General features: G+C 51.2%; 24 protein-coding genes. 16 read left to right on the plus strand and 8 right to left on the minus strand.

The window, feature by feature from the left end; genetic code table 11:
* The 5 genes from traK to AC07M6_RS11545 are packed head-to-tail and all read left to right on the plus strand — an operon-like array spanning position 1 to position 4,033.
* Positions 1 to 615, plus strand: coding sequence for a conjugative transposon protein TraK (gene traK, locus AC07M6_RS11525; RefSeq protein WP_494889514.1), 615 nt, complete (start codon positions 1 to 3; stop codon positions 613 to 615).
* Positions 612 to 806, plus strand: coding sequence for a hypothetical protein (locus AC07M6_RS11530; protein ID WP_494889515.1), 195 nt, complete (start codon positions 612 to 614; stop codon positions 804 to 806). Before traK ends, AC07M6_RS11530 begins: the two co-directional genes overlap by 4 nt.
* Positions 803 to 1,831, plus strand: a complete 1,029-nt coding sequence (traM, locus tag AC07M6_RS11535) for a conjugative transposon protein TraM (protein ID WP_494889516.1) — start codon at positions 803 to 805, stop codon at positions 1,829 to 1,831. The genes AC07M6_RS11530 and traM overlap by 4 nt, the downstream gene beginning before the upstream one ends.
* Entirely contained in the window at positions 1,831 to 3,759 is a 1,929-nt protein-coding gene (locus tag AC07M6_RS11540) for a hypothetical protein (RefSeq protein WP_494889518.1), read from the plus strand. Before traM ends, AC07M6_RS11540 begins: the two co-directional genes overlap by 1 nt.
* A gap of 1 nt (position 3,760) precedes the next feature.
* Positions 3,761 to 4,033 carry a helix-turn-helix domain-containing protein gene (locus AC07M6_RS11545; protein ID WP_494889519.1) on the plus strand — a complete coding sequence of 91 codons (273 nt, stop codon included), beginning with the start codon at positions 3,761 to 3,763 and terminating at the stop codon, positions 4,031 to 4,033.
* Positions 4,034 to 4,127: 94 nt separating this feature from the next.
* Here AC07M6_RS11545 and AC07M6_RS11550 read toward each other — a convergent pair whose 3' ends face one another.
* Positions 4,128 to 4,487: a winged helix-turn-helix transcriptional regulator gene (locus AC07M6_RS11550; RefSeq protein ID WP_494889520.1), complete on the minus strand. Its 360-nt coding sequence runs from the start codon at positions 4,485 to 4,487 to the stop codon at positions 4,128 to 4,130.
* 107 nt (positions 4,488 to 4,594) lie between these two features.
* Between AC07M6_RS11550 and AC07M6_RS11555 the strand changes: the two genes are divergently transcribed.
* From AC07M6_RS11555 to AC07M6_RS11565, 3 genes are read left to right on the plus strand one after another with little or no spacing between them, the layout of a single operon-like run.
* Positions 4,595 to 5,347 (plus strand): glucose 1-dehydrogenase, encoded by a 753-nt coding sequence (locus tag AC07M6_RS11555; protein WP_494889521.1) that lies wholly within the window; start codon positions 4,595 to 4,597, stop codon positions 5,345 to 5,347.
* 7 nt (positions 5,348 to 5,354) lie between these two features.
* The gene (locus AC07M6_RS11560; protein ID WP_494889522.1) at positions 5,355 to 5,969 is read left to right on the plus strand and encodes an NADPH-dependent F420 reductase; all 615 of its coding nucleotides are present in this window, start codon (positions 5,355 to 5,357) and stop codon (positions 5,967 to 5,969) included.
* A gap of 9 nt (positions 5,970 to 5,978) precedes the next feature.
* Positions 5,979 to 6,737 carry an SDR family NAD(P)-dependent oxidoreductase gene (locus AC07M6_RS11565; protein WP_494889524.1) on the plus strand — a complete coding sequence of 253 codons (759 nt, stop codon included), beginning with the start codon at positions 5,979 to 5,981 and terminating at the stop codon, positions 6,735 to 6,737.
* 72 nt (positions 6,738 to 6,809) lie between these two features.
* Here the strand turns inward: AC07M6_RS11565 and AC07M6_RS11570 are convergent, their stop codons facing one another.
* Positions 6,810 to 7,181, minus strand: a complete 372-nt coding sequence (locus AC07M6_RS11570; RefSeq protein ID WP_494889525.1) for a VOC family protein — start codon at positions 7,179 to 7,181, stop codon at positions 6,810 to 6,812.
* Between the two features lie 43 nt (positions 7,182 to 7,224).
* Here AC07M6_RS11570 and AC07M6_RS11575 point away from each other — a divergent pair, with 43 nt between their 5' ends.
* Positions 7,225 to 7,605, plus strand: coding sequence for a VOC family protein (locus AC07M6_RS11575; RefSeq protein WP_494889526.1), 381 nt, complete (start codon positions 7,225 to 7,227; stop codon positions 7,603 to 7,605).
* 4 nt (positions 7,606 to 7,609) lie between these two features.
* Here the strand turns inward: AC07M6_RS11575 and AC07M6_RS11580 are convergent, their stop codons facing one another.
* Positions 7,610 to 7,861 (minus strand): hypothetical protein, encoded by a 252-nt coding sequence (locus AC07M6_RS11580; RefSeq protein WP_494889528.1) that lies wholly within the window; start codon positions 7,859 to 7,861, stop codon positions 7,610 to 7,612.
* Positions 7,862 to 7,877: 16 nt separating this feature from the next.
* Positions 7,878 to 8,297, minus strand: coding sequence for a DUF1801 domain-containing protein (locus AC07M6_RS11585; protein WP_494889530.1), 420 nt, complete (start codon positions 8,295 to 8,297; stop codon positions 7,878 to 7,880).
* Positions 8,298 to 8,473: 176 nt separating this feature from the next.
* On the opposite strand from AC07M6_RS11585, the gene AC07M6_RS11590 reads away from it, so the two are divergent.
* Positions 8,474 to 8,932, plus strand: a complete 459-nt coding sequence (locus tag AC07M6_RS11590; RefSeq protein WP_494889532.1) for a hypothetical protein — start codon at positions 8,474 to 8,476, stop codon at positions 8,930 to 8,932.
* Positions 8,933 to 9,120: 188 nt separating this feature from the next.
* Complete coding sequence (locus AC07M6_RS11595) at positions 9,121 to 11,133, plus strand: copper-translocating P-type ATPase (protein ID WP_494889533.1); 2,013 nt, start codon at positions 9,121 to 9,123, stop codon at positions 11,131 to 11,133.
* A 103-nt stretch (positions 11,134 to 11,236) separates the two neighbouring features.
* Here AC07M6_RS11595 and AC07M6_RS11600 read toward each other — a convergent pair whose 3' ends face one another.
* Positions 11,237 to 12,157 (minus strand): helix-turn-helix domain-containing protein, encoded by a 921-nt coding sequence (locus tag AC07M6_RS11600; protein WP_494889534.1) that lies wholly within the window; start codon positions 12,155 to 12,157, stop codon positions 11,237 to 11,239.
* The gene (locus tag AC07M6_RS11605) at positions 12,154 to 13,029 is read right to left on the minus strand and encodes an SDR family oxidoreductase (protein WP_494889536.1); all 876 of its coding nucleotides are present in this window, start codon (positions 13,027 to 13,029) and stop codon (positions 12,154 to 12,156) included. The genes AC07M6_RS11600 and AC07M6_RS11605 overlap by 4 nt, the downstream gene beginning before the upstream one ends.
* A gap of 213 nt (positions 13,030 to 13,242) precedes the next feature.
* Between AC07M6_RS11605 and AC07M6_RS11610 the strand changes: the two genes are divergently transcribed.
* Entirely contained in the window at positions 13,243 to 13,986 is a 744-nt protein-coding gene (locus tag AC07M6_RS11610; protein WP_494889538.1) for a helix-turn-helix domain-containing protein, read from the plus strand.
* Positions 13,987 to 13,995: 9 nt separating this feature from the next.
* Entirely contained in the window at positions 13,996 to 15,138 is a 1,143-nt protein-coding gene (locus tag AC07M6_RS11615; RefSeq protein ID WP_494889539.1) for an FAD-dependent oxidoreductase, read from the plus strand.
* Between the two features lie 4 nt (positions 15,139 to 15,142).
* On the opposite strand, the gene AC07M6_RS11620 is transcribed toward AC07M6_RS11615, so the two are convergent.
* Both AC07M6_RS11620 and AC07M6_RS11625 read right to left on the minus strand, forming a co-directional pair.
* Positions 15,143 to 17,080 (minus strand): tetratricopeptide repeat-containing sensor histidine kinase, encoded by a 1,938-nt coding sequence (locus AC07M6_RS11620; protein ID WP_494889540.1) that lies wholly within the window; start codon positions 17,078 to 17,080, stop codon positions 15,143 to 15,145.
* A 51-nt stretch (positions 17,081 to 17,131) separates the two neighbouring features.
* Positions 17,132 to 18,739: a PAS domain-containing protein gene (locus tag AC07M6_RS11625; RefSeq protein ID WP_494889542.1), complete on the minus strand. Its 1,608-nt coding sequence runs from the start codon at positions 18,737 to 18,739 to the stop codon at positions 17,132 to 17,134.
* Positions 18,740 to 19,093: 354 nt separating this feature from the next.
* Between AC07M6_RS11625 and AC07M6_RS11630 the strand changes: the two genes are divergently transcribed.
* From AC07M6_RS11630 to AC07M6_RS11640, 3 genes are all read left to right on the plus strand, one after another.
* Positions 19,094 to 21,454: a TonB-dependent siderophore receptor gene (locus AC07M6_RS11630; protein WP_494889543.1), complete on the plus strand. Its 2,361-nt coding sequence runs from the start codon at positions 19,094 to 19,096 to the stop codon at positions 21,452 to 21,454.
* 1 nt (position 21,455) lies between these two features.
* On the plus strand, positions 21,456 to 22,652 hold the full coding sequence (locus tag AC07M6_RS11635) for a PepSY-associated TM helix domain-containing protein (protein WP_494889544.1): 1,197 nt from the start codon (positions 21,456 to 21,458) through the stop codon (positions 22,650 to 22,652).
* Between the two features lie 129 nt (positions 22,653 to 22,781).
* The gene (locus AC07M6_RS11640) at positions 22,782 to 24,527 is read left to right on the plus strand and encodes a hypothetical protein (RefSeq protein ID WP_494889546.1); all 1,746 of its coding nucleotides are present in this window, start codon (positions 22,782 to 22,784) and stop codon (positions 24,525 to 24,527) included.
* Positions 24,528 to 24,648: the final 121 nt, after the last annotated feature.

The following is a 24,648-nucleotide window of genomic DNA, read 5'->3' on the forward strand; positions in this document are numbered from 1 at the left end:
ATGTTCACCCATCTCAAAAATATCGAAACCGCCTTTCAGCACATCAAACGCTTTAGCTACCTGCTGGTCATCGCTTGTACCCTCATTTCCTGCTTTGCGCTCTATAAATGCTTTGCATTTAGTGCGGAAGCCAATCAGCACATCTATATCCTGGCCAATGGCAAAGCGCTGGAAGCTTTCGCGGCAGACCGGAAAGACAATATCCCCGTGGAAGCACGCGACCATATCCGCATGTTTCACCATGATTTTTTTACGCTGGATCCCGATGAAAAGGTGATCGAAAGCAATATTGGGAAAGCTTTGTACTTAGCCGATGAAAGCGCCCGCAATCAGTATAACGGACTTAAAGAAAAGAACTATTACAACAACCTGATCTCCGGTAATATCAGCCAGTCTATCCAGGTCGACAGCGTGCAACTGGATATGAATCAATATCCCTATTATTTTAAATGTTACGCGATACAGAGATTGACCCGTTCGACCTCGACCGTCAATAAGCTGTTAATCACCCAGGGCTACCTGCGCAATGTCAGCCGCTCCGATAACAACCCGCACGGTTTCCTCATTGAAAAATGGGAAACGCTGGCCAACCGCGATACCACGATCAGCAAATGAAAAAATTCAATCAATATTTCAATGGCCTTTCTCCTGCGCGGCAAAAGCTGGCCCTGCTGCTTTTCGCAGCAGTTTTTGCCTTGCTATTGACCTTATCGCTTGGCCGCAATAAAATAAGCTTTAATAACGGCTATGTCCCGCAGCACATTGGCCATAACACCGATACATTAACCAAAAAACAAAGCAAATGAATAAGCAACGCAAATTCCTCCTGGTATTACCCTTATTGGTGATCCCATTTCTGACCATGGCTTTTTGGGCGCTTGGCGGCGGAAAAACCACCAGCCAGCCAACAACCGGAAAGGGGCTTGATGCTTCCCTGCCGGAAGCGCAATTCAAAAAAGAAAAGGACGCGAACAAAATGGCGGTTTACCAAACCGCTTCGCATGATTCCACGCAAAACGGCGTCAGCCCCTCATTTCTCAAAGCCATGGGCATGCACCAACCCGATTCGGCGAAGATCGCAGCATTAAATACGAAACCCGAAGCCGACCAAAGCGCCGAACGGATACAGGCCAAACTGGCGGTCATCAATAAACAGATCAATCAGCCAACTACACCAACCAGCACTTATGACCCGGAAAGGGAAGCATCGGAACAGAAGATCAGGCAACTGCATCAAATGATGAATTCCGCCCGAAACAACCGCGGCCAGGAAGATCCGGAAATGGCGCAACTCAGTAAAATGCTAACGCAAATACAGGCCATTCAAAATCCCGGCTCGGTTAAAACGGAACAAAAACCGGTAGATAACACGCCCTTTAAAGCGATACCTGCCATCATAGACGGCAAGCAAAAAGTAATGGACGGCGGCGCCGTGAAACTCCAATTAACCGACAGTGTAAAGCTCAAAGATCAGTTGATTCCCAAAGGCCAGGAGATCTTTGGGGTTTGCTCGGTCACCAATCAGCGGCTGTTATTAACCATTCAAAATATCCGCCTGGATAAACAGATCATCCCGGTGAACCTCACCGTATTTAGCCTGGACGGTATGCCCGGCATACCGGCACCAGAAGCGGAATTAAGCGGCGCAGCCGGTAACGGAGCGGATAATGCCATCCAAAGTATGCAATTCCTGACCATGGACCAAAGCCTCGGCGCCCAAGCCGCCGCCGGTGGGGTGAACGCCGCCAAAGGCCTGTTTAGCAAGAAAGTAAAAAAGATCAAGGTCAAATTACAAAATGAATACCCCGTACTCTTAAAGATCAATAAATAATGGACGACGAACTGAACATCGACCCACGGGAAACGGATCATTTTGATGAGTACGATATGGAAAAGATGGGCAACTTTTTTGAACTGGAAAAACAATTGGCCGGCTTGGGCTTTGACGACCCGGCGCTGATCCGTGCGCTTCGCCAAAGAATTACGAGCACCGAAAGCGCCATTTTTACGATCAATTACAAGGAAATGATCGGTAATAATGAGTTTCGCGCCTGGTTTGAGTTCGAGCAAAAAGGCGTGCCATCCTTCACACTGGCCCATTACGAAGCCATGTTGTCGGTCGGTACCGACGATCTCCACCGCCTGTTTGCCACAGACATCAGCCGTGAAGAGGCCATCGCGGTATTAAATCAGGATCAACGGGGGCTGTTGCCCGACGAAGAAGAACTCCGGCCCTTGTCCCGGGCGCAGGTCGACGCCTGCCTGCGCCTGCTGGGCGACCCCGACCAGGCGATCGCGCAATTTAAAGCGGCCGGCTTATCCCATTGGAATGACCCGGAATCCTGTGCGACGCTGGCCATGCCGCACGGCCCCTTCTACCAGGCCGACGAATACGAGATCGAAGGTCGCCGCCTGGTCACCGAACTCCAGCTGGACGGCAACAATCACCGGCTGACCTTCCGGCAATTGACGGTGCACTTGCTCCCGGCAGGCTTCGAGGAAGAGCTGGCGTATGGGCTTTACCTGCCGGTTGACGCCATGGTTCCTGAACAGACCATCAGCCGGTCTTATGAACGGCTGGCACCATTGGATACGATTTATGAACAATTAAAAAAACAGGAGATGCAGCAAGCTGTCAACTTTTATGAACTCAAGACCCAGCTACAGGAACTGGGTTTTCTTGACCCTGCAGTCACCGGCGAATTACGGAAAATGGTTGCCGCGGACAAACAGTTACACGATATCTATACCAAACAGGACGGCGCCGAATTCGCCCTGTCCTTTCAAAAAGATCAAAACGCCGGCTACCAGTTGTACTGCATCGATGCCGCGATGGACAAACCCCATACCGAAAACAACCAGGTCATGCAATATTTCCAGCCCGACGTACCGGTGGCGACCGCGACTGAATTGCTCCGTTTGAGCCTGTTCGTTGACAACGATCACGACCCTTTTATGCCCCTGAACCTTACAGCGACACAGCAATATATCCACGAATTAAAATCAAATGTTATGAACACGCAAAATTTAAGTTACCTGCAAAAACAACTGTTGAACCTTGGCTTCGGCGAAAACCTGAATGCCGATCTGGAAAAGAATTTACAGGCGGCGCCAAAAGAATTCACCCTGCAAACCACCCAGGAGTACAACAAACAGAACGTCGATTATACCCTGCATTACAAAGCCGGTGATAAGGACGAGATGTATTTTTTTAACAAGTATGAGGCCGCACTGCAAGGAAAGGACATGGCGCAGACCTTTTACCTGAACAAAGGCAGCGGTATCACGGCCAAAGAAGCCTATAATTTGATGGAAGGGCGTGCCGTCCACAAACAACTGGAGAACCTGGAAGGCGAAAAATACAATGCCTGGATCATCATTGATAAAGAAAACAAAACTGAAAATGGCAATTATAAACTGCGGCCATTTACCGATGGATGGAATTACCGGCCTGAACGCGCGATCGACAAACTGGACATTGTCGGTATCAACGAAGCAGGTGCCCGCGATAAGCTGATGAAGTCTTTAGAAAAAGGCAACCGCCACCAGGTGACCGCGATGAAAGACGGTAAAGAAGTGAAACTGTTTTTAGAAGCCAATCCCGCCGAACACCGTGTCAACCTGACCAACTGGAAGGGCGAAGCGCAGCAACTGGAGCATTATAAAAAGCCCGAGTTGAAGCAAGACCAGAAAAAAGCGGAAACCCAAAGCCAGGAAACTTCAAAAAAAAAGTCTAAGGGAAAGAAAATGAGCGTCTGAAATGGAGCCGTTCAGCTTTGACAAACTCCCGGAAGTCGTCCGCCAGCTCTTTGAAAAGGTAGAGCGCATCGAACTGCTCTTGCAGAATTTACAGCAGCAGCCGGAAGAATCAACCTTACTGACCATCACGGAAGCTGCGGAGTTTTTAAAGACCAGCCCCGGCGCTTTGTATACCAAGGTGAGTCGCGGCGAAATACCCTTCAACAAGCCCGGCAGGCGGCTTTATTTCGATAAAGACGATCTCAGAAAATGGGTAAAACTGGGAAGAAAATAGTATTTTACGCCATCTTTTGGCGGTTCACCCGCCTTGTGATAAGGTTTAGGTTGAAAGTCCCCGGCAGCGAGTGTTTGGGGACTTTTATTTCAACCTATCCGGCATAAGTGACCCTGCTTTCTTTATCCATCGGCGCGACCTCATACTTGCAATTCCATGCTTTGATGCTTTCTAAGATCGGTAAAAAAGCCAGGCCTTTCTCAGATAGCTTATATTCCACCCGGGGCGGCAGCTCCTTATAGGCCATTCTTTCCAATAGCCCGTCTTCTTCCAGTTCTTTGAGTTGTTCGGCCAGTACTTTCCTGGAAATGTGCGGTACGATGGAATCAAGTTGGCCAAAACGAATGGTACGGGTGCCGATCACATTGATGATGATCGGTTTCCATTTATTACCAATGGTGCCGATCGCCCGCGTAAAGGGGCAATTCGAAGCACAAAAACGCTCGTCTCTCATATTTTAAAATTTGTAGTTACCCGGGGGTAACCAGATTAAACCCGGTTGGTTACAAAAGTAAACTATTGATAGTAACTTTGCTAAACAAATTTAAGAATAAATTAAAAATGAGCAGATTAACAAATAAAGTAGCCGTCATTACAGGCGGTAATAGCGGTATCGGGTTGGGCATTGCATTGGAATTCAAGCAGGAAGGTGCCAAGGGCGTGATTGTCGGCAGAAACCCGGAAACCTTGGCCAGTGCGGTGGCGCAGCTTGGCGATGATTTTATCGCCATCAACGCCGATGTAACCAATGTGGCCGACCTGGAAAGGGTCTTTGCAGCCACATCTGAAAAATTTGGGAAAATAGACGTGATCGTCGCCAATGCGGGTGCCGGCGCGGTAGGAACGGTCGCCACTTTTGACGAAGCAGCGTTTGACCAGGCGATTGATCTGAACCTGAAAAGTGTTTACTTCACGGTGCAGAAAGCTTTGCCCTATATGAATGACGGCGGTTCGATCATTTTGATCGGGTCGAATGCGGCACACCGGGCCTATGCGAATTTTACGCTATATGGCGCTGCCAAAGCAGCCGTGATCTATTTAGCCAAAGGGTTTTCAAGCGACCTTTTGGACCGGAAGATCAGGGCCAATGTGATCACACCGGGCACCACCGATACCCCGGCATTTGACAAGTTTGTACCGGCAGCGCAAATGGAAGCGGTCAAAAAACACTTTGCCGATCAAATGCCGATCGGCCGGATCGGGCAGCCTGCCGACATTGGCAAAGCAGCCGTTTTCCTGGCCTCGGACGATTCATCGTTTATGCTGGGTGCCGAACTCCTGGTGGATGGCGGAATGACTTATCTAGCTAAATAATTTCACAATGAATAAATCAGCAAATTATGCCATTATCGGCTTTGGCAAGATCGGCCAGGCCCTGGCCAAAGCCTTTGCCCGCAAGGGTATCAAGGTAGCGGTGGCCACCACGCGCGACCCGGAAAGCTTTAAATCAGAGGCGGCCGCGGTCGGACCCGGAATTATTGCCACGACACTGGCCGAAGCCGTCAAGGCGGACATCATCTTTTTGGCGGTGCGTTTCGAGTCGCACGCGGATGTCGCCAAGGCGCTGCCCGATTGGCAGGGTAAGATCATCGTTGATGTGACCAATGCCTACGGGGTGCCTCCCGAAAAACTGGGCGGACTACCTTCTGCCCAATTCGTAGCGCAGGCTTTCACCGGTGCCAAACTCGTCAAAGGCTTCAACCATTTAGGCGCTGCTATTCTCGAACAGGATCCGGCTGTACATGGCGGCCGCAGGGTCGTGTTCCTGGCCAGTGACGAGGACAGCGCAACTGCGGAGATCGCGGCGCTTGCGGAAGACCTCGGTTTCGCGCCGGTCAAACTGGGCGGGCTTTCGGAAGGCGGACTGCTGGTGCAGGCGCAGGGAAATACCTGGGGTCAATTGATCTTTCAGGACTTAATTAAATTCAAATCTTAAATCATCATCATGAATAAATTAGCAAACAAAGTAGCGGTCGTTACCGGTGCTTCAAAAGGAATAGGTGCGGCGATCGCCAAACATTTCGCGGCAGCAGGTGCCAAAGTCGTCGTGAATTATGCTTCGAGTAAAGATGCCGCAGACCAAGTCGTTCAGGAGATCACGGACAATGGCGGCACAGCCATCGCGGTACAGGCCGATGTGTCGAACGAAGCCGATGTCACCCGGCTGTTTGACGAAACCAATAAAGCATTCGGCGGCCTGGATATTTTGGTCAACAACGCGGTCGCTCAGGGTTACGGAACGATTGAACAAATATCCCCAGACGCTTTTCATCAAAGCTTCAATGTCAATGTGCTGGGACCGGTACTGACAATTCAGGCGGCTTTGAAGTTGTTTGGCGACAAAGGCGGGAATATCATCAATATCAGTTCGGGCGCCAGCAAAATGCCGCTCCCTGGAGCTTCGTTATACTCCGCCACGAAAGCGGCGTTGGACGCTTTCACCATCGCCTTGTCGAAAGAACTGGGTGCACAAAACGTTCGGATCAATTCTATCTTGCCGGGCGCTACGGAAACAGAAGGCGCTACCGCGGCAGGGGTCACTGCCGGCAGCGACTATGAAAAAATGTTTATCGCCAATACACCGCTGGGCCGCCGGGGCCAGCCCGCAGATATCGCGAAAGCCGCCGTATTCCTGGCTTCCGATGATGCCGCCTGGATCACGGGAGAGCAAATTTCCGTTTCGGGTGGGATGTACGGTTTTTAAATGATAGGGAAAGTCCCCGGCGGCCAGCGTTGGGGACTTTTATTTAATACACAAAAAATGTCGGCCCCGATGTTAGGGTCGTTTCAATTCGTCCGTTGCTATACCAAAACAGTGGGAATACCCGTCGTCATCCGTCAGGAAGAATTCCGTCTGCCCATAATCACGCGTTTCGATAGCCGACACGCCATAACCCAGAGCCCTTAAATGCCGTTGCATCCCCACGAGGTCATCCGGCGTCCAGTAAAAGCGAACGCCTTCATATTCCGCGGGGATCGGCCCTCCCGCGCGTTGGTTCCACCAAAAGAACATCGCCTCCCGCTGCACCATGCAACCAACGAGTTGACCATCTTGTCGCACTTCCCGGTCGGCAGTCAAACCCAGCCCTTCTATCCAGAACCGCAGGCTTCTCTCGGGTATCACCGGCATACAATAATTTACTTTCATGCTGTCGCTATTATTTCGTAATTTTAAAGGTAAACAATTCGTCATGAACAAAGTGCAGGTCGTGGGTACCACCGCCCAGATCGTCGTGAAAGATGCGGTCAAAACCGCGGAATATTTTCAAAACGTATTAGGATTTGAGCTGATCAGTTATTTTCCTTCGAAAATAAGCTGTGCCTATGTCATCCTGCAACGAAATGGTTATCCTATTCATTTCGGCGGCAGCGACAATGACACTATGCACTATAACCGCGATTTGCGCCCCGGCACACCTGATTTTCTTTTTTGGGTTCCCGAGATTGAGGCTTTTTACCAGGAAGTCACTGCTAAAGGCGCCAAGATCCAACAGGAAATTATCCAGCGGGCCTACGGGCGCGAGTTCATCATCGAGGACTGCGACGGTCATTGGCTGCATGTCTGCGATTAGGGGGTCAATGCCGCGTATTGAAACGAATTTGAGCCAGGTAGGGTCCTAATTGCTGCGTACCCTCAAAAGCCCGCCAGCGCAGGATCTTATTGGCCAAGGGATCATAATACAGCTCCCCGTAAAAATTGCCAATGCTATACAGCTGTACCATCAGCCCGTTCTCTTCCCGGTCAGCCAGGAAATCTCCGTTTAGAATAAAAGCAGCTTTTTCGGCTTCGGCGAGCGCATCGTACTCTTCCATGGTCGGCATACCCAAATTTAAGCAAATTAGGTTAGGTTTGGGCAACTGTCCTGATCATGCCACGTAACACTTCCAGATCGACATCTGCCAACTTATTGAGGTAAAGGCAGCCCCCGCCCGTCTTGTACTTGCCCAGCCTTTGCAGTGCCGCTTCATGCTTCCGGAGATCGATCAGGTAAATGGTCAGGCTGGCCTTACGTGGCGCGAAACCAATCAGGAACCAATCTACCTGCCGGCCACTGGTGGGGCTCTCGTAGCGTTTCAAACCAAAACCGACGATGGCGTTGCTCCAGAGCACCGGCGTTTCGCTACTGGCCTTTTGCATCATGTCCAGCAACACCAAACTGTCCTGGCGCTGTTGTTCGGTCGGCAGCATGGTGATAAAATCCATCACGCTGACCGCCGTTGGCTTGGTCTTGATCTCGGCAAGTTTTGGCTTTTTTTCCGGCATGAACGAAGCTAACAAATTAATCACAATTCGTATGATGTCCGATGCGCAGGATATGCCCGTCCGATATGGGCCTGGGACTTGCATCATAAGTGACCGTTATCACTTATGAGCTTGTTTGTTATCATTTGAATAACAACAGAAATGAGGGAAATTTAGCCAGATAAAAAATCAACATCATGAAAAAAATTCATTTCCTCCTATTCCTGTTCATCATGGCTATGGGAATTACAGCTAAGGCCCAAACAAAAAAAGATACGACGTTTAAGATCACCATCAATGCCAAAGGTGGTATCTACGATCATGGTGGCACCAAACTGGGATCTATAGACAAGGACAATATTGTCCGTAACAGCAAAGGGCAGAAATTGTATTTCATTGACGGCAGCGGGAACGTCATCGATGCGAACGGCAAGAAATTGGGTATGGCCAAAAAGAATGGTGCCTATTACAATATCAATGGAGAGAACGTGTTGAACACTAAAGACCTGGACAAAGAAAAATGCGCCATCTTAGACCCGCAGGGGCATAATTTCGGAACCACCCACATGAACTATAAGTTACACGCCTGTGCCGCGCATTGCTACTTCTTAGAACAGCAAAAGAAAAAGGACCAGACAAAAAAGGCAAAAGGTTAACGGTTCTTTTTTCGTAGGCTTTCAAGGCGTTCGGCTGGGTTTTCTAAAAAATACCCAGCCTTTTTATATATCATTTGATGTCAACCTAAAAGTGGTCCATCTTGTTAAAGTGATACGTACTTTTATCATTAAAACCCTTAACGGGCAATGCCCCTCAAAAAATGGAACACCACCACAAAATGCCTGCAATGAAAATGGAAAATATGGACCACAGCAAAATGCAGCACGGTCATGATGCGCATCACGGCATGTCGGAGCATGACCACCATGCGATGATGATCGCTGATTTTAAGAAGCGATTTTATGTGGTGTTAGTGCTGACCATCCCGATCATGTTGTTGTCGATGCAAATCCAGCAATGGCTGCATGTTGATCTCAGCTTCACGGGATCCCCTTACGTGCTTTTTGCATTAGCCTCTGTGGTGTTCATGTACGGGGGCTGGCCGTTTTTGACCGGATTGATAGATGAAGTGAAGACGAAGAACCCGGGTATGATGTTCCTGATCGGGTTTGCCATTACCGTTGCTTACAGCTACAGCGTCGCTGTTGTTTTTGGCCTGAAAGGGATGGACTTCTTCTGGGAACTGGCTACCTTGATCCTGATCATGTTATTAGGCCACTGGATAGAGATGAGGTCGGTCATGGGTGCCTCTAATGAACTGCAATTACTGGTGCAGCTCATGCCGGCTGAGGCGCATATGGTCATGCCGGATAGGGTTCATGATGTAAAAACGGATACCCTGAAGGAAAATGATATTATCCTGGTCAAGCCGGGCGAAAAGGTCGCGGCTGACGGCATCATACTGGAAGGCGAAAGTTATTTGAATGAATCCATGTTGACGGGTGAATCCAAGCCGGTCCTGAAAGTTAAGGGAGACAAAGTGATCGCGGGTTCCATGAACGGCAACGGGTCTTTCCAGGTGACGGTTTCCCATGCGGCTAAAGATTCCTACCTGTCGCAGGTGGTCAAACTGGTCGATGATGCGCAGAAATCGAAATCGCAAACCCAACTACTGGCCGACACAGCAGCCAAATGGCTGACCATAATCGCATTGGTAACGGGTATCGGGACGTTTCTGTATTGGTATTTAACCGGGCAGACCTTAGCCTTCGCGATGGAAAGAATGGTTACGGTCATTGTGATCTGCTGTCCCCATGCTTTGGGTCTGGCGGTGCCGCTGGTCGTGGCCAAATCAACCGCTTTATCTGCCAAACATGGTTTGCTGATCAAGAACCGGACCGCGTTCGAGAACGCGCGGAAGATCACCACGATTGTATTTGATAAAACGGGTACGCTTACCGTTGGAAAGTTTGAAGTATCCAAAGTAGTGTCCCTGCAAAAAGAGCTTACCGAAAATGAGCTGATCCGCCTGGCCTCTGCTTTAGAGCAAAACTCCGAACATCCTATTGCTACCGGTATCCTGCAAAAAGCGAAAGACCTCCAATTAACCATCCCGCAAGCCGAAAACTTTAAAGCGATCACGGGCCAGGGCGTGGAAGCGACCGTGGAAAGTAAAAAGATATTGGTGGTCAGCCCTGGTTATTTGAAGGAAAATAAGTTGACTGTGCCGGAAGGTTTTACCGCCGATGATACCGAAACGGTGGTTTTTGTATTGATCGCTCAGCAATTAGCCGGATACATTGCCTTGTCCGACGAGCTACGTCCGGAATCGGCAGAAGCGATTAAAACTTTAAAACAGGAAAATATTAAATCGATATTGCTAACCGGCGATAACCAAAAAGTAGCCGCCAGTGTGAGTAAAACCTTAGGGATGGATAGCTTTATAGCGGAGGTTTTGCCCCATCAAAAACTGGAGAAGGTCAAGGCATTACAAAGCCAGGGCGAATTTGTGGCCATGACCGGGGACGGCGTCAACGATGCGCCAGCATTGGCACAGGCAGACATCGGTATTGCTGTAGGTTCAGGCAGTGATATCGCAGCGGAAACGGCCGGGATCGTATTGGTGAACAGTAATCCCAGGGATATTGTCAGCCTGATCCTGTTTGGCAAAGCGACGTACCGTAAAATGATACAGAATTTAGCCTGGGCCACAGGGTATAATGTGATCGCCCTGCCACTGGCGGCAGGTGTTTTATATCATCAGGGCATTGTTTTAAGTCCGGCGGCCGGCGCTGTGCTGATGACGGTCAGTACCGTGGTCGTAGCCATCAATGCCGGTTTGTTAAAAGTGAAAGCCTGAAATCTAACCGATGATGGGTAGAGATGAACCTGACGGTCCGGGGGTCATTTGTTTCATTTTATCTAAATGGTGGGTATACAACCTGACACGCTTGCGGGATCGCTCAGTTGAAGGAGTGCCGGAACTCCAGCGGCGATAAACTGGTCTTGGTCTTAAACAGCTTACTGAAAGATTGCAGGTGCTCAAACCCCAGTTCGTAAGCGATCTCGCTGACGGACAAATTGGTGGTGGACAGCTTTTCCTTGGCTAGTTCGATCAGTTTATCGTGGAGGTGTTGCTGGGTGCTCTGCCCGGTCAGCGATTTAAGGAGCCCGCTTAAATACCCCGGCGAGATATGCAACGACTCGGCAATATAAGTCACGCTGGGCAGGCCTTGCCTGGCTAAAGCCCCGCTGGCGAAATAGCCCGAGAGGAGATCCTCCAGCCGCGTTAAAAGCTCATGACTGGCGATCTTGCGCGTGATGAACTGGCGCTGGTAAAAGCGTTCCGCATAGGTGAGCAGGAGTTCCAGTTGCGCGATGATGACGCTCTGGCTGAAGCGGTCGATGTTCGCATGGTATTCCTGCTCGATATTCTGCGCGATGGTCGTCAGCATGGTTTCTTCTTTGTCGGATAGAAAAAGCGCCTCATGCACGGCGTACGAAAAGAATTCGTAGTTTTTAATGGTCCTGATCAACGGCGTGTTCCATAAGAAATCGGGGTGGATCAGGATCATCCAGCCCTCGGGCCGGTGCACCGCGCCTTTTTCCAGCTCTATACCGAAAACCTGCCCGGGCGCCATGAAAAACAAAACCCCCTCATCGAAATCGCTGGCCTGCTGGCCGTATTTGAATTTGACGCCCGGCATCCTTTTCATCGCGATCGAATAAAAATCATAGATGATGCTGTAAGGGCCTTCGATGAGCGGCCGCTTCATGTCGGCCATATGGACGACACTGATCAGCGGGTGCGCGGGCTTGGGCAGGCCCGCAGCCCGGTGGTATTCGGTGATGGTTTTAAACCGGAAAAGCTGCGGGTTGCTCATGACGTATAGATTCCGTTCCCAATATCGGTTAATAATGTCGAATGTGTGGGCTGCCAGTGTAAAGTTTCCCGCGTCCACTGACTGGAGGAAGGACAGTCGATCGCTGCCATGTGCGCGAACCAGCCAAAGTGTTCGGCGGCGGCTTCCGGCGCTATTGAGCTGACCGGCAGGTTCAGTTGTTCGCCCAGCGCTTCAGCGATTGCTTTGACCGTGATCGCTTCTTCCGCGGACGCATGGTACCGGGCGCCCGGTACCGCGTGCTCCAAAGCTAACCGGAATAAACGCGCGGCATCCAATCGGTGCACCGCGTTCCATCGGTTCTGCCCTTCGCCGATATAGGCGGAAAAACCTTTTTCTCTGGCGATATTCACCATGATCGGGATAAAACCATGCTTGTCCTCATCCCCATGCACCGAAGGTGATAAACGCACCGATGCCGCACCAACCGCATCCCCGGTTTGCTCTGAAGCGCGCGGCCAGGCCGGGTTGACCGGTGGTTTGATGTCTTCGGTCGCCAATTGTCCCGGGCTGACCAGCGCTGTACCCGATGTAACGATAAAGGGACGGCCGGAACCGGCCAGTACTGCGCCAATGGTTTGGATAGCCAATTTATCCACCCCGCAAACTTCCGCGAAACGGGTAAAGTCATGGATAAAACCCGCGTGGATCACGCCGTCAGCGGCGGCTGCGCCACTCCGCAGGCTTTCCAGGTCTTCCAGGTCGCCGCGCAATACTTCCGCGCCTGCCTTAATTAGCTTTTGGGCAGATACCTCCGAACGGGCTAATCCCACTACCTGGTGGCCAGCACCTATTAATTCCTGCACGATCGCCGTGCCGATGAAGCCCGTGGCCCCTGTGACAAATACTTTCATAGTCTTGATCTTGATGCTACAAAGATCAGCTGTTCCCGCCAAACAGATTTAGCCGTATCTGCTTTTCATTTAGCCGAATCAACCAATAACCCAGGCATCTTCCCACAGGCCGCCGCACTGGTTTTAATTCAACTAAAATATTTTGCACGCTCGATCGGCTGAGCCGTATGAACCTGAGTCATTTGCTAACTTTAAACCCATAAATTAGCGGTCATGATCGTGCAACTCATCCGGCCGCCAATCGGGCTTGCCGACTTCGTGGAAAGCTTTTGGATGATCCGGAATGAATCCGGGGCTGACCGGGAGATCGTCGTGCTGCCGGACGGCAGGTTTGACCTGATCTTTTCCGCTGCCGCAAACGACCGTTTTCAGGCGACGTTGCGGGGGCTGGACACCCGGCCTGAACCGGCCACGGTCCCGGCAGGTCTGGTCATGTTCGCCATCAGTTTTAAATTACTGGCGGTCGAATACCTGCTGGATATTAAAATGGCTTCCGTGTTAAACCAGGGACAGCGCCTCCCTGCGGAATTTTGGAACATCACCGCGGGGGACCTTCATGATTTTGAAGCTTTTTGTGCCAAAACTTCGGCGACGATGCTTCGCCTGGTCAAACCCGGCATTGACGGCAGGAAGCGGCAATTGTTTGAGCTGATCTATACCTCCAAGGGTTCGCTAACGGTACAGGAACTGGCAGACCGCGCGGGCTGGAGCAGCAGGCAGATCAACCGTTATTTTAAGGGGCAGTTCGGCATCGCCCTAAAAGCGTATTGCAATATTTTCCGGTTCCGGGCATCCTTGCCGCAGATCAGCGAGGGCAGGCTGTTCCCGGAACTGAACTTTACCGATCAAACGCATTTTATCAAAGCGGTCAAAAAATTCTCCGGCGTGGTTCCGAAGGAACTGGCCAAAAACCAAAACGACCGATTTATACTATTATCTTCCTTTGAAAGGAAATAGTTTTGCGGTATGGAAGAGCGGATCATCATCGCAGGTGCCGGTATCGCCGGATTGAGCCTGGCCATTCAGCTGGCTGAAAACAACATCGCCTGTATCGTGCTGGAAGAAAAACACCAGGCCGACGGGGTGACCAGCGGCGTCCGGATCTCAGCCCAGGGCGTCAGGATATTAGAAAAAATGGGCATTGACCATATTGGTGAGCCTACCCGGCGGACGATCATGCACTATGGAAATCTGGTAGCAGATTTTGCTTTACCGCATCCTGCGGGAACCAGCCCGGCGATCATGGTCACCAGGCGGGCGGTTTATGAAAAATTAATAGAGAAAGTGAAGTCGCTGGGGGTCGAGGTAGTCACAGGCTTCAGGCTGGTCAAAGCGATCGGGCACCCTGAGGGCGTAGCGGTCACCGCTGAAACAGGCCAAAAAATTACCGGTCGGTTACTCGTGGGCGCAGACGGCGTAGGCTCTGTGGTCAGAAAACTATTGAATCCCGGTCAAAGTTCAACGAAGACCTATGCCGGCTACCTGGGCGTCGGCCTGATCACACCAAGCGATGCGAAGGTCGAAATGTCCCTCTACCAACACCCGGGAAATCATGTCGGCCTGGGGTCGATCGGCAAAGTGGGTTCCGGTGATCAAAATAACCATATTTTCCTATGGACCCACCTGTATATGACCGAGCCGGAGGCCAGGGCCATGACCAATGCAAAGGTCATGCAACTGCTGGGAGCCGAGTCGCAGGCCTGGAGCTCCGGGTTACGGGCGGTATTCCAAAGGTGTCAGGCTGATCCGCAATTGATCCTAGCCCACGGCCCGGTTTACAATGGCAAAGTACCGGCCATTTGGTTTAGTAAAAATATGATCCTGATCGGCGATGCCGCCCATCCTTACGGTCCGGGGGGACAGGGTATCAGTATGGCTTTGAAAGATGCGGAAGCTTTGGGTGCACTCATTTTGAGTGGGGACATCAGCGAAGAAAAAAAGGCCGCATTCCAACAAACCCGCGCGGAAGAAGCCCGAAAGTTCGGCGAAAGTGCAGAAGCCAGGAATCAACCTGAAAAGCAGCTCACTTCGCGTTGGGGGATCTTTTTCCGGGGCCTCGTGATGAAAGCTTATCATCTTTTCAGCGGCGGTGTGCTAAAATCGTTTTGAGTAGTTAGGGCTGACCGATCGTCAACCGCCTGGCGGGCATGGCCACAAAAAAGGTTGTGCCTTTGCCTTCCTCGCTTTCCAGCCAGATCCGCCCCTGATTGGCTTTGATAAAATCCTTGGTCAGCAGCAGGCCAAGCCCGCTGCCTTTTTCCTGGCGCGTGCCAAAGCTGACATGGAGGTTACTGGTCAGGAAAACCGTTTGCTGCGCTTTGGAGATGCCCACACCGCTATCCTGAACGGCGAAAACCGCCTCATCGGCACTGGCCGGCAAAGCCGCTTTGACGTCGATGCGGCCACCGGCATGGCTGAACTTAATGGCATTGGACAGGAGGTTACGGATCACGAATTCAAAATGGTCCGGGTCGACATGGAGCAGCAGCCCCGCAGGAATTTCCATATGCAGGCTGATGTTTTTCTGGCCGGCCTGCTGGGTCAGCAAGCTGATACAGCGTCCCACCACCGGCGCGGGATCAAAATCCACCGGCCTGACCCGGATGCCCTGCAGCTGGGCTTTTCCCCATTCAAACAGGGATTGCAGCAGTTCCAGTGAGGCCCTGGTCTGTTTGCGGAGCTCGGCGATCATGCCTTTCATTTCCTCCGGGGTAAAGTTTTCGGTTTCCATCAGCTCAAAAAGCTGGGCGGCGCTGCCCGCCGGGCCTTTCAGGTCATGGCCGATCACCGAGAACAGCGTATCTTTTACCCGGTTGGAATTGCTCAGCTCTTCGTTGACGTTCTTGAGTTCCGCATTCAGGCCTTTGATCTTTCGCAGGTAACGCCAAAGCAGCGCCAGGAGCGCCAGCACGACCAGCATCGCCGCCAGCCCCAGGTTCAGGCTGATCTTTTCGATCCGGTTCAGGCGCTGCAGGATACCGACCTGTTCCCTTGACCGTTCCAGCACATAACTGCTGTCCAGCGCGGCGATCTCTTTGACGGTATCGGCACCCAGCAAGCTGTCCACCAGGTGATGGTTCTCTTCCAGCGCGGCCATGGCCTCGCCATAGTTCTTTTGCTGGCGGTAAACGCCGGCCAGCGCTTCATAGATCCGGGCGGCCAGCTTCGGCTCCTGTAAGCCTTTGGCAATGGCGAGCGCCTGCTGCAGGTCCCGGATACTGGCGCCGGCATCCTGTTGTTTTAATATCCCGGCGATCCCGATCAGCGCCTCGGCCTGTTCATCCGGCTGGCGGAACTTTTTTGCTTCGTTCAATGCCTGTTTATACTGCGCCAGCGCTTTGAGTTCCTGGTGGTCCTGGGCAAAGAGCCGCCCTTCATCATTGAGCAGGTGCACCTCACCGGCGCGGCTGCCCTGCCGCCGGCTTTGAAGCAAACCTTCCTGCAGGTAATGCAAAGCGGCCAGGCTGTCGCCTTTCAGCCGGTAAAGCCGGCCGATGTTTTCCAGCAGCACGAAATAGGCTTCCGGCTGCTGTTTCCGGTGTTCGTATTGGGTCAATGCCCGCAGGTACCAGCTTAAGGCTTTTTCATGTTCCCCTTTTTCGGCCGCCGCCTGGCCCATGGCCGTATAGGTATCGATCAGGCCGCCGCTGTCGCGGGTATCCTGGTAATATTTCAGCGCGTGGTTGAAGTCGGAGCGGTTGTTATCCAATACGCCGAGCAGGTCATAGGTATGCGCGACCCCCGCGGCGTCCTGCAGCCGGCGGTATAAACCCAGGGCTTCATTATAAAAACTGCGGGCGAGTTCGGGATGGTGATGCAGCATATTGATCTGCCCCAGTTCCAGCAGCAGCGCGGCCTGTCCCTGGCGGTCATTCCGTTTTTCGGCCAGCCGCATGCCTTCATTGGCGTAATGGACGGCGGAATCAGGCTGGGCCTCCGCATAGGAACGGCTCAAAGTGATGTATAATTTCACCTTTTCGCTTTCCGGTTGCTGGGCGAATACCCCCTCCGAGAGGAAACAAAACAGAATACACAGATAACGCATAAGCATTGGGGTTAAAATATTTTTTTACGTAGGATATTCCATTAAGTTTTGGACCTTTTAGTGAACGGCCGCGGCACAGATCGTGTCCGTGATATTGCGGATCACCTGGTCCATCTCGTCCGCGGATCGCAGCAAATAGGTACTGATCTCCCGCCTGTCCTTCAGCGTGGCCTTCGGGTCAATATACATCGGGATCAGTCCCATGAGCCTGGCCAGCGGCGCGCGGATCACATGCGACTGCATCCAGGAGATCGCCCGCAGTTTTTCATTTTGCTCCTCGATCGCCTTCACATATTGCAGCCGTTCGGTGACGTCCGTCGCGATCACGATACTGGTCTTTACGCCTTTGAATAAGAAGGGGGCGATCTGCAGGTCCATATTCATCAGGTCCCCGTCCTTTTTCCGGTGGATCATTTGCCGGCGGACGACCGTGCCCGGCGCGCTGTCCCCCTGGTCCAGTGCGCGCTGCAGGACCGCGAGTTCATTTTCGGGGCGCACATCCCTGAGGGTCATGGTCAAAAGCTCCGCGCGCGTGTAGCCATAGAGGCTGATCATCGCTTCATTGACATCCAGGAATACCAGGGATTCGAGGTTGACCACCCACATCGGCAGCGGACTGAAATGGAACACATCGCTGTATCTTTGCTCGGACTCCCGCAGGACGGCCTGGTGCTGTTTTCGTTCCGTAATATCTTTAAAGTAGACGGAGAGGCCCGCTGCGGAGGGGTAGGCGCTGATCTCGTACCACTTGTCCAGCGGCTCAAAATAATCCTCAAAGTGTACATGGCGGCTGGTAAGCGCTGCCTGGTGGTATTGCCGGTAGGATTCTGAAGCTATGGAGGTGTTAAATACAGCCCACAGGTTATGGCCCAGCATTTCCTGCTTTGTCTTGAACAGCACCTCTTCCGCCTTCCGGTTCCAGTAGGTCACGACCCATTCCTTATCGACCGCGAAGAAGGCGTCGCCGATACTTTCCAGGATCGTGTTCCGCTCTGCCATGGCCTCGGTATTTTTCTGGCTGACAATGGATAGCTGCGCAGCCTCCTGGAGCCGGGCCATTTGTTCGGCCTGGACGAGCTGGATCTGGTGATATTTATGCAGCTGGAAAGCGCAGAGGCCACAGATGAAACAGATCACTACGGTCAGCAGGATATGGGTCGCGAAAGTTGGCAGGTCACGGAAACTCAGCTCATTGAAATAGACATCGGACAATCCGGTATCCTGCAAGTAGGCGAACAGCAGATGATGCAGGAGGATAAAGGCCAGCAAAGGCAACTGCAGCTTCCAGTTTTGATAGGTGATCAGCAGCGCGCTGCCGATAAAAGCGAAAAAGTGCATCTCGAACATCCCGTGGGTCTGGTAGATGAACTGGGCCATAAAAACCCCCAGCGCCACGCTTAAGACATATTGGTAATGACAGGCGTTTGGCCGGATCCACCTGACCAGGTAATACGCGGCCAGCGATAGCCCGCCGGCCGCTACCGCGATCAACCAGGTATGATAAAGCGGGGCCAGCAGCAAGCCGAGGATAAAATAAACGCTGAGGACATAGTTGATCAGCCGGTTGGAACGCTGGGTCACGCCGAAATGTGCCATCAGCGTGCCGGTACGGCTGCCCGAAAAAATACGGTTCTGCCAAATGTTCATCGTTGATCTTTTCCCCATGGTCTTTGATTTAAGTATGCTTTCCAAAAGCTACGGGCATCGATCCAAGTGGTCAGCAGGGACGAATGGAGGTAGAACCCGAAGCTACGCATTAAATACCCAATATAAGTGATGTACCTCATTAAATCTGCGGGCATTTCCCCCGGGGCCAGCCAGACTATTGATTATTATTTGTAATTAATCTAAATAAGAATAACTTTGTTGCGACAGAAAAACATACCAGAAAATCATGATCCCGCTGATGAACGCGCCACCCTGAAAACCTCCAATAAAAAGCCCGGTGATCCGTCGCCAAACTTCCTACCGGGCAAACGTCAACAAATCTTCGATCCGTTAACTATTCAAAGCAAAACTATGAATTCTTTATTACTATGCCCTAAGCATTGCTACTTCACTATTCTTCTTTTATTTTCTTCAGCGATCACATTCGCCCAGAGCGGGACCATTAAAGGCACCGTCAAAACCTCGGACGGCCAGCCCGCCGAATTCGTGACCATCGGTCTGAAAGGCACCAGCAAAGGCACCACCGTCAATCAAAAAGGTCATTATCAATTAAATCATATCGCTCCCGGTAACTTTACCTTGACCGCCAGCTTTATCGGTCTGGTACCGCAAAGCAAGGATATTACCGTCGCCGCCGGACAAACCACCGAAGCCGATTTTGTTTTGTCCGAGAACAACGAACAATTGCAGGAAGTCGTCGTAAAAGGCGCTAAGACGAATAAATTCGCCAATAAGAAAAGCGACCTGGTCGCGCGGATGCCGCTGGCCAACCTGGAGAACCCGCAGGTCTACAGCGTGGTCACGAAAGAATTGCTGCAGGAACAGGTAGCCACCAATATCAGCCAGGCCACCAGCAATATTACCGGCGCCGCGCCGAATACCTACCCGGCGGGCGGCTTCGCCATCACTTCACGTGGTTTCATTACCAGCGTGAATGCGCGTAACGGCATGGAAACCGTGGCCAGCCGTTCCGGCCTGGATATCGGTAACATCGAGCGTATTGAAGTGCTGAAAGGGCCTTCGGGCACTTTGTTTGGTGCCAACATTTCGTCGTTTGGCGGGGTGGTCAATGTGGTCACCAAAAAGCCCTATGATACCTTCGGCGGTTCGGCATCTTATACTTTAGGCAGCTACGGCCTGAACCGGATCAGCGCGGATGTGAACGCCCCGCTAAATCCCGAAAAAACTGCATTGGTCCGGATCAATACGGCCGTGAACCGCCAGAATAGTTTTTTGACCAACGGTCATAACAACACGGTACTGATCGCCCCGAGCCTGTCTTACCAGGTGAACGAGCGGCTGAAACTGAGCGCCGATGTCGAGTATTTCAATACCGACCAGACCCGCATCATGTATACCCGCGTTACACCTGCGTCAGGCATTACATCACCTGATCAAATTCCTTTAACTTATAATAAGTCATTATACCTGGATGACGCCAACGCGCTGACCAGTTCCAATAAAATATTTTTGGAAGGCAAGTATAAGATTTCAGCTAACTGGACCGCGACCACTTTATTCTCTTTCGTGAGCGAGAATGTGAAACAGAGCTACCAGTATTATCCAACCTGGATTTCGCCGACGAAAGTGGCCCGTAACATGCTGTTATATGGCCCGATGTATAATAATTACACCAATTTACAGGAGAATATCAACGGTGAATTTAAGACCGGCGCTATCAAACATAAAGTATTGGTGGGCCTGAGCTACCGTTATTATAATGGTAATTTTTATTATACCACCACGCCGGCTAACCGCTTTATTGACACGGTGGATGTGAGCAAAACCCCTAATCCGCTGGCCGTAGGCAAAGCTAAAGTAGATGACTATTTTGTTAAATATGGCGCACTAACCCCATTTGGCGTTTCCGACCAGTTCACCACCAGCGCCTACGCGACGGATGTGATCAGCTTTAATGACCGCCTGTTTGCCATGCTGAGCCTGCGTTTTGACCACTACGATTATCAAGGTTATACCAGCCCCAGTGTTTCAAACCCTTACACGCAAAATTCGGTAGCGCCCAAACTGGGTTTGGTTTACCAGGTGGTCAAAGACCAGGTATCCCTGTTCGGCAATTACATGAGCGGCTTCCAGAATGTGGCGCCGGCGCAGCAACCTGATGGAACCTTGTTCGTGGTGAAACCGATCTTCGCCAATCAGTCTGAAGGCGGTATCAAGACCGAAGCCTTTGACAAAAAAGTGAACCTGACGGTAAGCTACTACTATACGAAGATCGACAACGCGACCCGTACCGATTCCAAGGGCTTTACCTTCCAGGACGGCCAGCAGGTCAGCAAAGGCGCGGATGCTGAACTGATCACCAACCCCTTGCCGGGCCTGAATATCCTGATGGGCTATGCCTATAACAACAATAAGATCGTGAAGACCACCAACCCCGCGCTGGAAGGCAATATGGCCGCCACCGCGCCGGAAAGGATCGCCAACTGGTGGGCCAGCTATAAATTCCAGCGAATCTTAAAAGACGTGGGTATTGGTTTTGGCGGCAACTACGTCAGCCGCGCCTTTTTATCAACAGATAATACTTACAGCCTGCCGCATTATACCGTCCTGAATGCCGCGCTATTTTATGACCAGCCGAAATGGCGTTTTGATTTTAAAGTGAATAACCTGGCTAAGCAAAAATACTGGGACCTTGCCGGTTCGGCCCAGCCATTGGCCAATATCGCCGCTAACCTAACCATCAAGTTTTAATATGGTGACCAACAGAAAAGAAAAATCAGCCTTCCGCCGCGTGGCGGAATGGCTGCATTTATGGCTGGGGCTGATCTCCGGCCTGATCGTTTTCATCGTCTGCTTTACGGGCGGCCTATGGGTCTGGCGCTACGAGATCGGTTATTTTACCGAAAAGTACCAACGGGTGGAAATTCGTAACCGGCCCGTTTTGCCGCCCTCAGCGCTGATCGCCAAAACAACGGCTTACCTCGAAGCGAAGAAAGATACCGGGGCGAAGCTGAGTAATCTCATCAACAGTGGCCCGGGCCGTTCGGTCAGCATCGGTTATACTTTTGGCAAGAAAGGCCTTGCCAATATCTTTGTTGATCCCTATGACGGGCACATTATCCTGGATAAGCGTAAGCCTTCAGGCTTCGAACTATTTATCCTGTTTGTGCGCGCAGGTCACCGCTTTTTATGGCTGCCGCAAAAGATCGGCAGCCCGATCGTCGGCTCGGCCTGTTTGATCTTCCTGGTCATCATCATCACCGGGCTGATCTGGTGGTACCCGCGCAACTGGAACAAAAAGAACCGGGATAAGAGCTTTAAGATCAGGTGGAACGCCAACTGGAAAAGATTGACGATCGACCTGCACAACGTGGTGGGTTTTTACGCCTCCATCATTCTGCTGTTTCTGACCATCACCGGCATCTATTTCACTTTTGATTGGTTCAAACATGGCCTGTACCGCACGCTGACCTGGAAAGCGCCCGTCGAACTCAAAGAAGATGATCCTTTTTCAGATACCACGTTAACCAACAAGCCTGCGGTAAGTGTCGCGCTGGATCATATCTGGGAGCAAACCATCAAACATCATCCCGATTACGGCCGCATCATTTTACCGGTACCCCATGAAGCCAAAGAACCCTACCAGGCCATGGTCTTTTTCGGCGACGGTACGATCATTTACAACCGGGCGACTTATTTCTACGACCAAAGCAATTTAAAACCACTGCGGTATATTGACCAGGATGACCAACCTTACAGCGAAATATCAACCGGCGAAAAGGTTTACCGCATGAACTTCGATATCCATACCGGGCAGATCCTGGGCCTGCCGACCAAGATCCTGGCCTTTTTGGCCTGTATGATCGGCGCGAGTTTACCGGTGACGGGTACCCTGATCTGGTATAACCGCAAGTGGGGCAAAAAGAAAAAGAAAGCAGCCCGCCCTTAGCCTAAGGCTCAAAGTCCTGCTTGCCTGCGCCGGAGCTGATCTTCGGGCAGGCAGGTCAGGCGCTATTGGACATTTGGTTAAAAGTTCATATTTTAGTGAATCACAATTATTTAGCCAATACGACTGCCCATGCGCAACAACTCCGGCAAACCGGGATTAACCGGCTTGCTAACTGCCCTGCTTTTGCTCGGTATCATCTGCCTGGTCAATTTATCCTGTGCCATCACTTATCTGTTAACCTGGCCATTATCGCCCTACCTGTTTCCTTTTGCGATTATTGCTGCGATCGGGTTGTTGTTTTCGCTGGCGAAAAGATTTGAAGTGACGGGTAAACAGCTCATGTTTTCCTCACTCATCACGATCGGCGTGCCGGTATTGTCGTTGGCATTTGGCTGGTTTTACTTCGATTTGTCCTGGGATGGCGAATGGTATCATCAGGCTGCGGTGTACAATTTAGGCGGAAATTGGAATCCATTGTTGCAGCCGATGACCACGCCCGACCAAATTAATATTTCGTCCGTCTTATATTTCCCAAAAAATTCATGGCTTTTTGGCGCGGCGGTGCTTCGATTGTTTGGCACGGTAGAACCAGGCAAAGCCTATAACCTGTTATTATTGTCCGCCGCTTATGGTGTGGTTTATGCGCTTTGCCGCGATTTTAAAATGCGGGGATGGCAATCTATCGTATTCACCTTGCTGGTCATATTAAATCCGGTGGTCTGGAGCGAGGTGACCACTTTCCTGAACGACGGAGATCTGTATTTGTCTGTTGTGATCTACGTGGCGTCTGTCATCCTGTGGCTGCGCAAGCCGAAACTGTTATTGATGCTGATCGGCGCTATGGCCGCCATTTGTCTGATTAATTTGAAGTTCACTGGCCTGGTATTCTTCCTGGTTTCGGCGTTCTTCATTCTGATCTATCTATTGATGAGAGAGCGGCCACGCGTTAAATCTTTTTTATGGTCGCATATCACCATAGGTTTAATCGCCGTTGGCCTATTTGGTTATAATCCGTACGTAACGAACATGATCAACCGTGGCAACCCCTTATATCCCATATTCGGTTCGAAAGCATATCCCAGCGTGTTTGTAACCACCGGCAAGGATGCCAACGAGAGCGAAACCCCTCGAAACATGAAACATAAAAGCCTTCCGGTAAGGTTGTTTTATGCCACTTTTAGCCGGCCTGGCAACGCGCCGTATAATAAGGAGCGGCGTGCAGACCTGGCGAACCCTTTCGCTACCAGCCCCGCTACCTGGACGGCTTATCAATACCACGAAACCCGTGTAAGCGGCTTTGGGCCTTATTTTAGCATTGCTTTGGTGTTCGCTATGATCGCGCTTACAGGTATTTTGATTGTGCTGAAAAAAGTACGGGTGCCCGCTTTGATATTTGTCATTGGTTTGTGCTGCTGCATGTCGCTCAGTCAACATTTTTGGTGGCCGCGTTTTTTCCCGATGTTTTGGCTGGTGCCATTATTGCCACTTTTTTTGTTATGGATGGCCGGTGCGGAACAACTGGGGGCCATTAAAAGTCAGCGATGGCCTGTTGCGGCAAAAATAGCCGCCTGGCTGCTGGTGGCCATTATGGCGATCAATAGCCTTATTGTGGGTTACGTGCATATGCAATGGGAAACAGCATCGTCCATTATTTTGCGTACCCAACTGGAAAATCTCAGTAAACAAGCGCAACCCATCGAAATAGATTACGGCAAATTTAAAGGCTCGATGGAACCGAAGCTGAACCATTGGGGGATCAGATTTATGCCGGTCTCGCTGAAAAATGTAAAAGATGCGCACAAGCTCATGAGTGTAGTCAAGGGATACCCTAACCAGGTGCTGTATAGGGTGGTGCAGGATACGGTGAGAAAGTAGAAAAAGATTTTTTTAAACGGTCCGGTTACGATGAGAAATACACCACGGAAACGTCCGTATCTTGCCTGTCCGATAAACAATACCGGGCGGATGTATTTTACAAAGGCGATCTATCCACCGA

The sequence above is a fragment of the Mucilaginibacter sp. GW821-FHT07H05 genome, assembly GCF_059418485.1.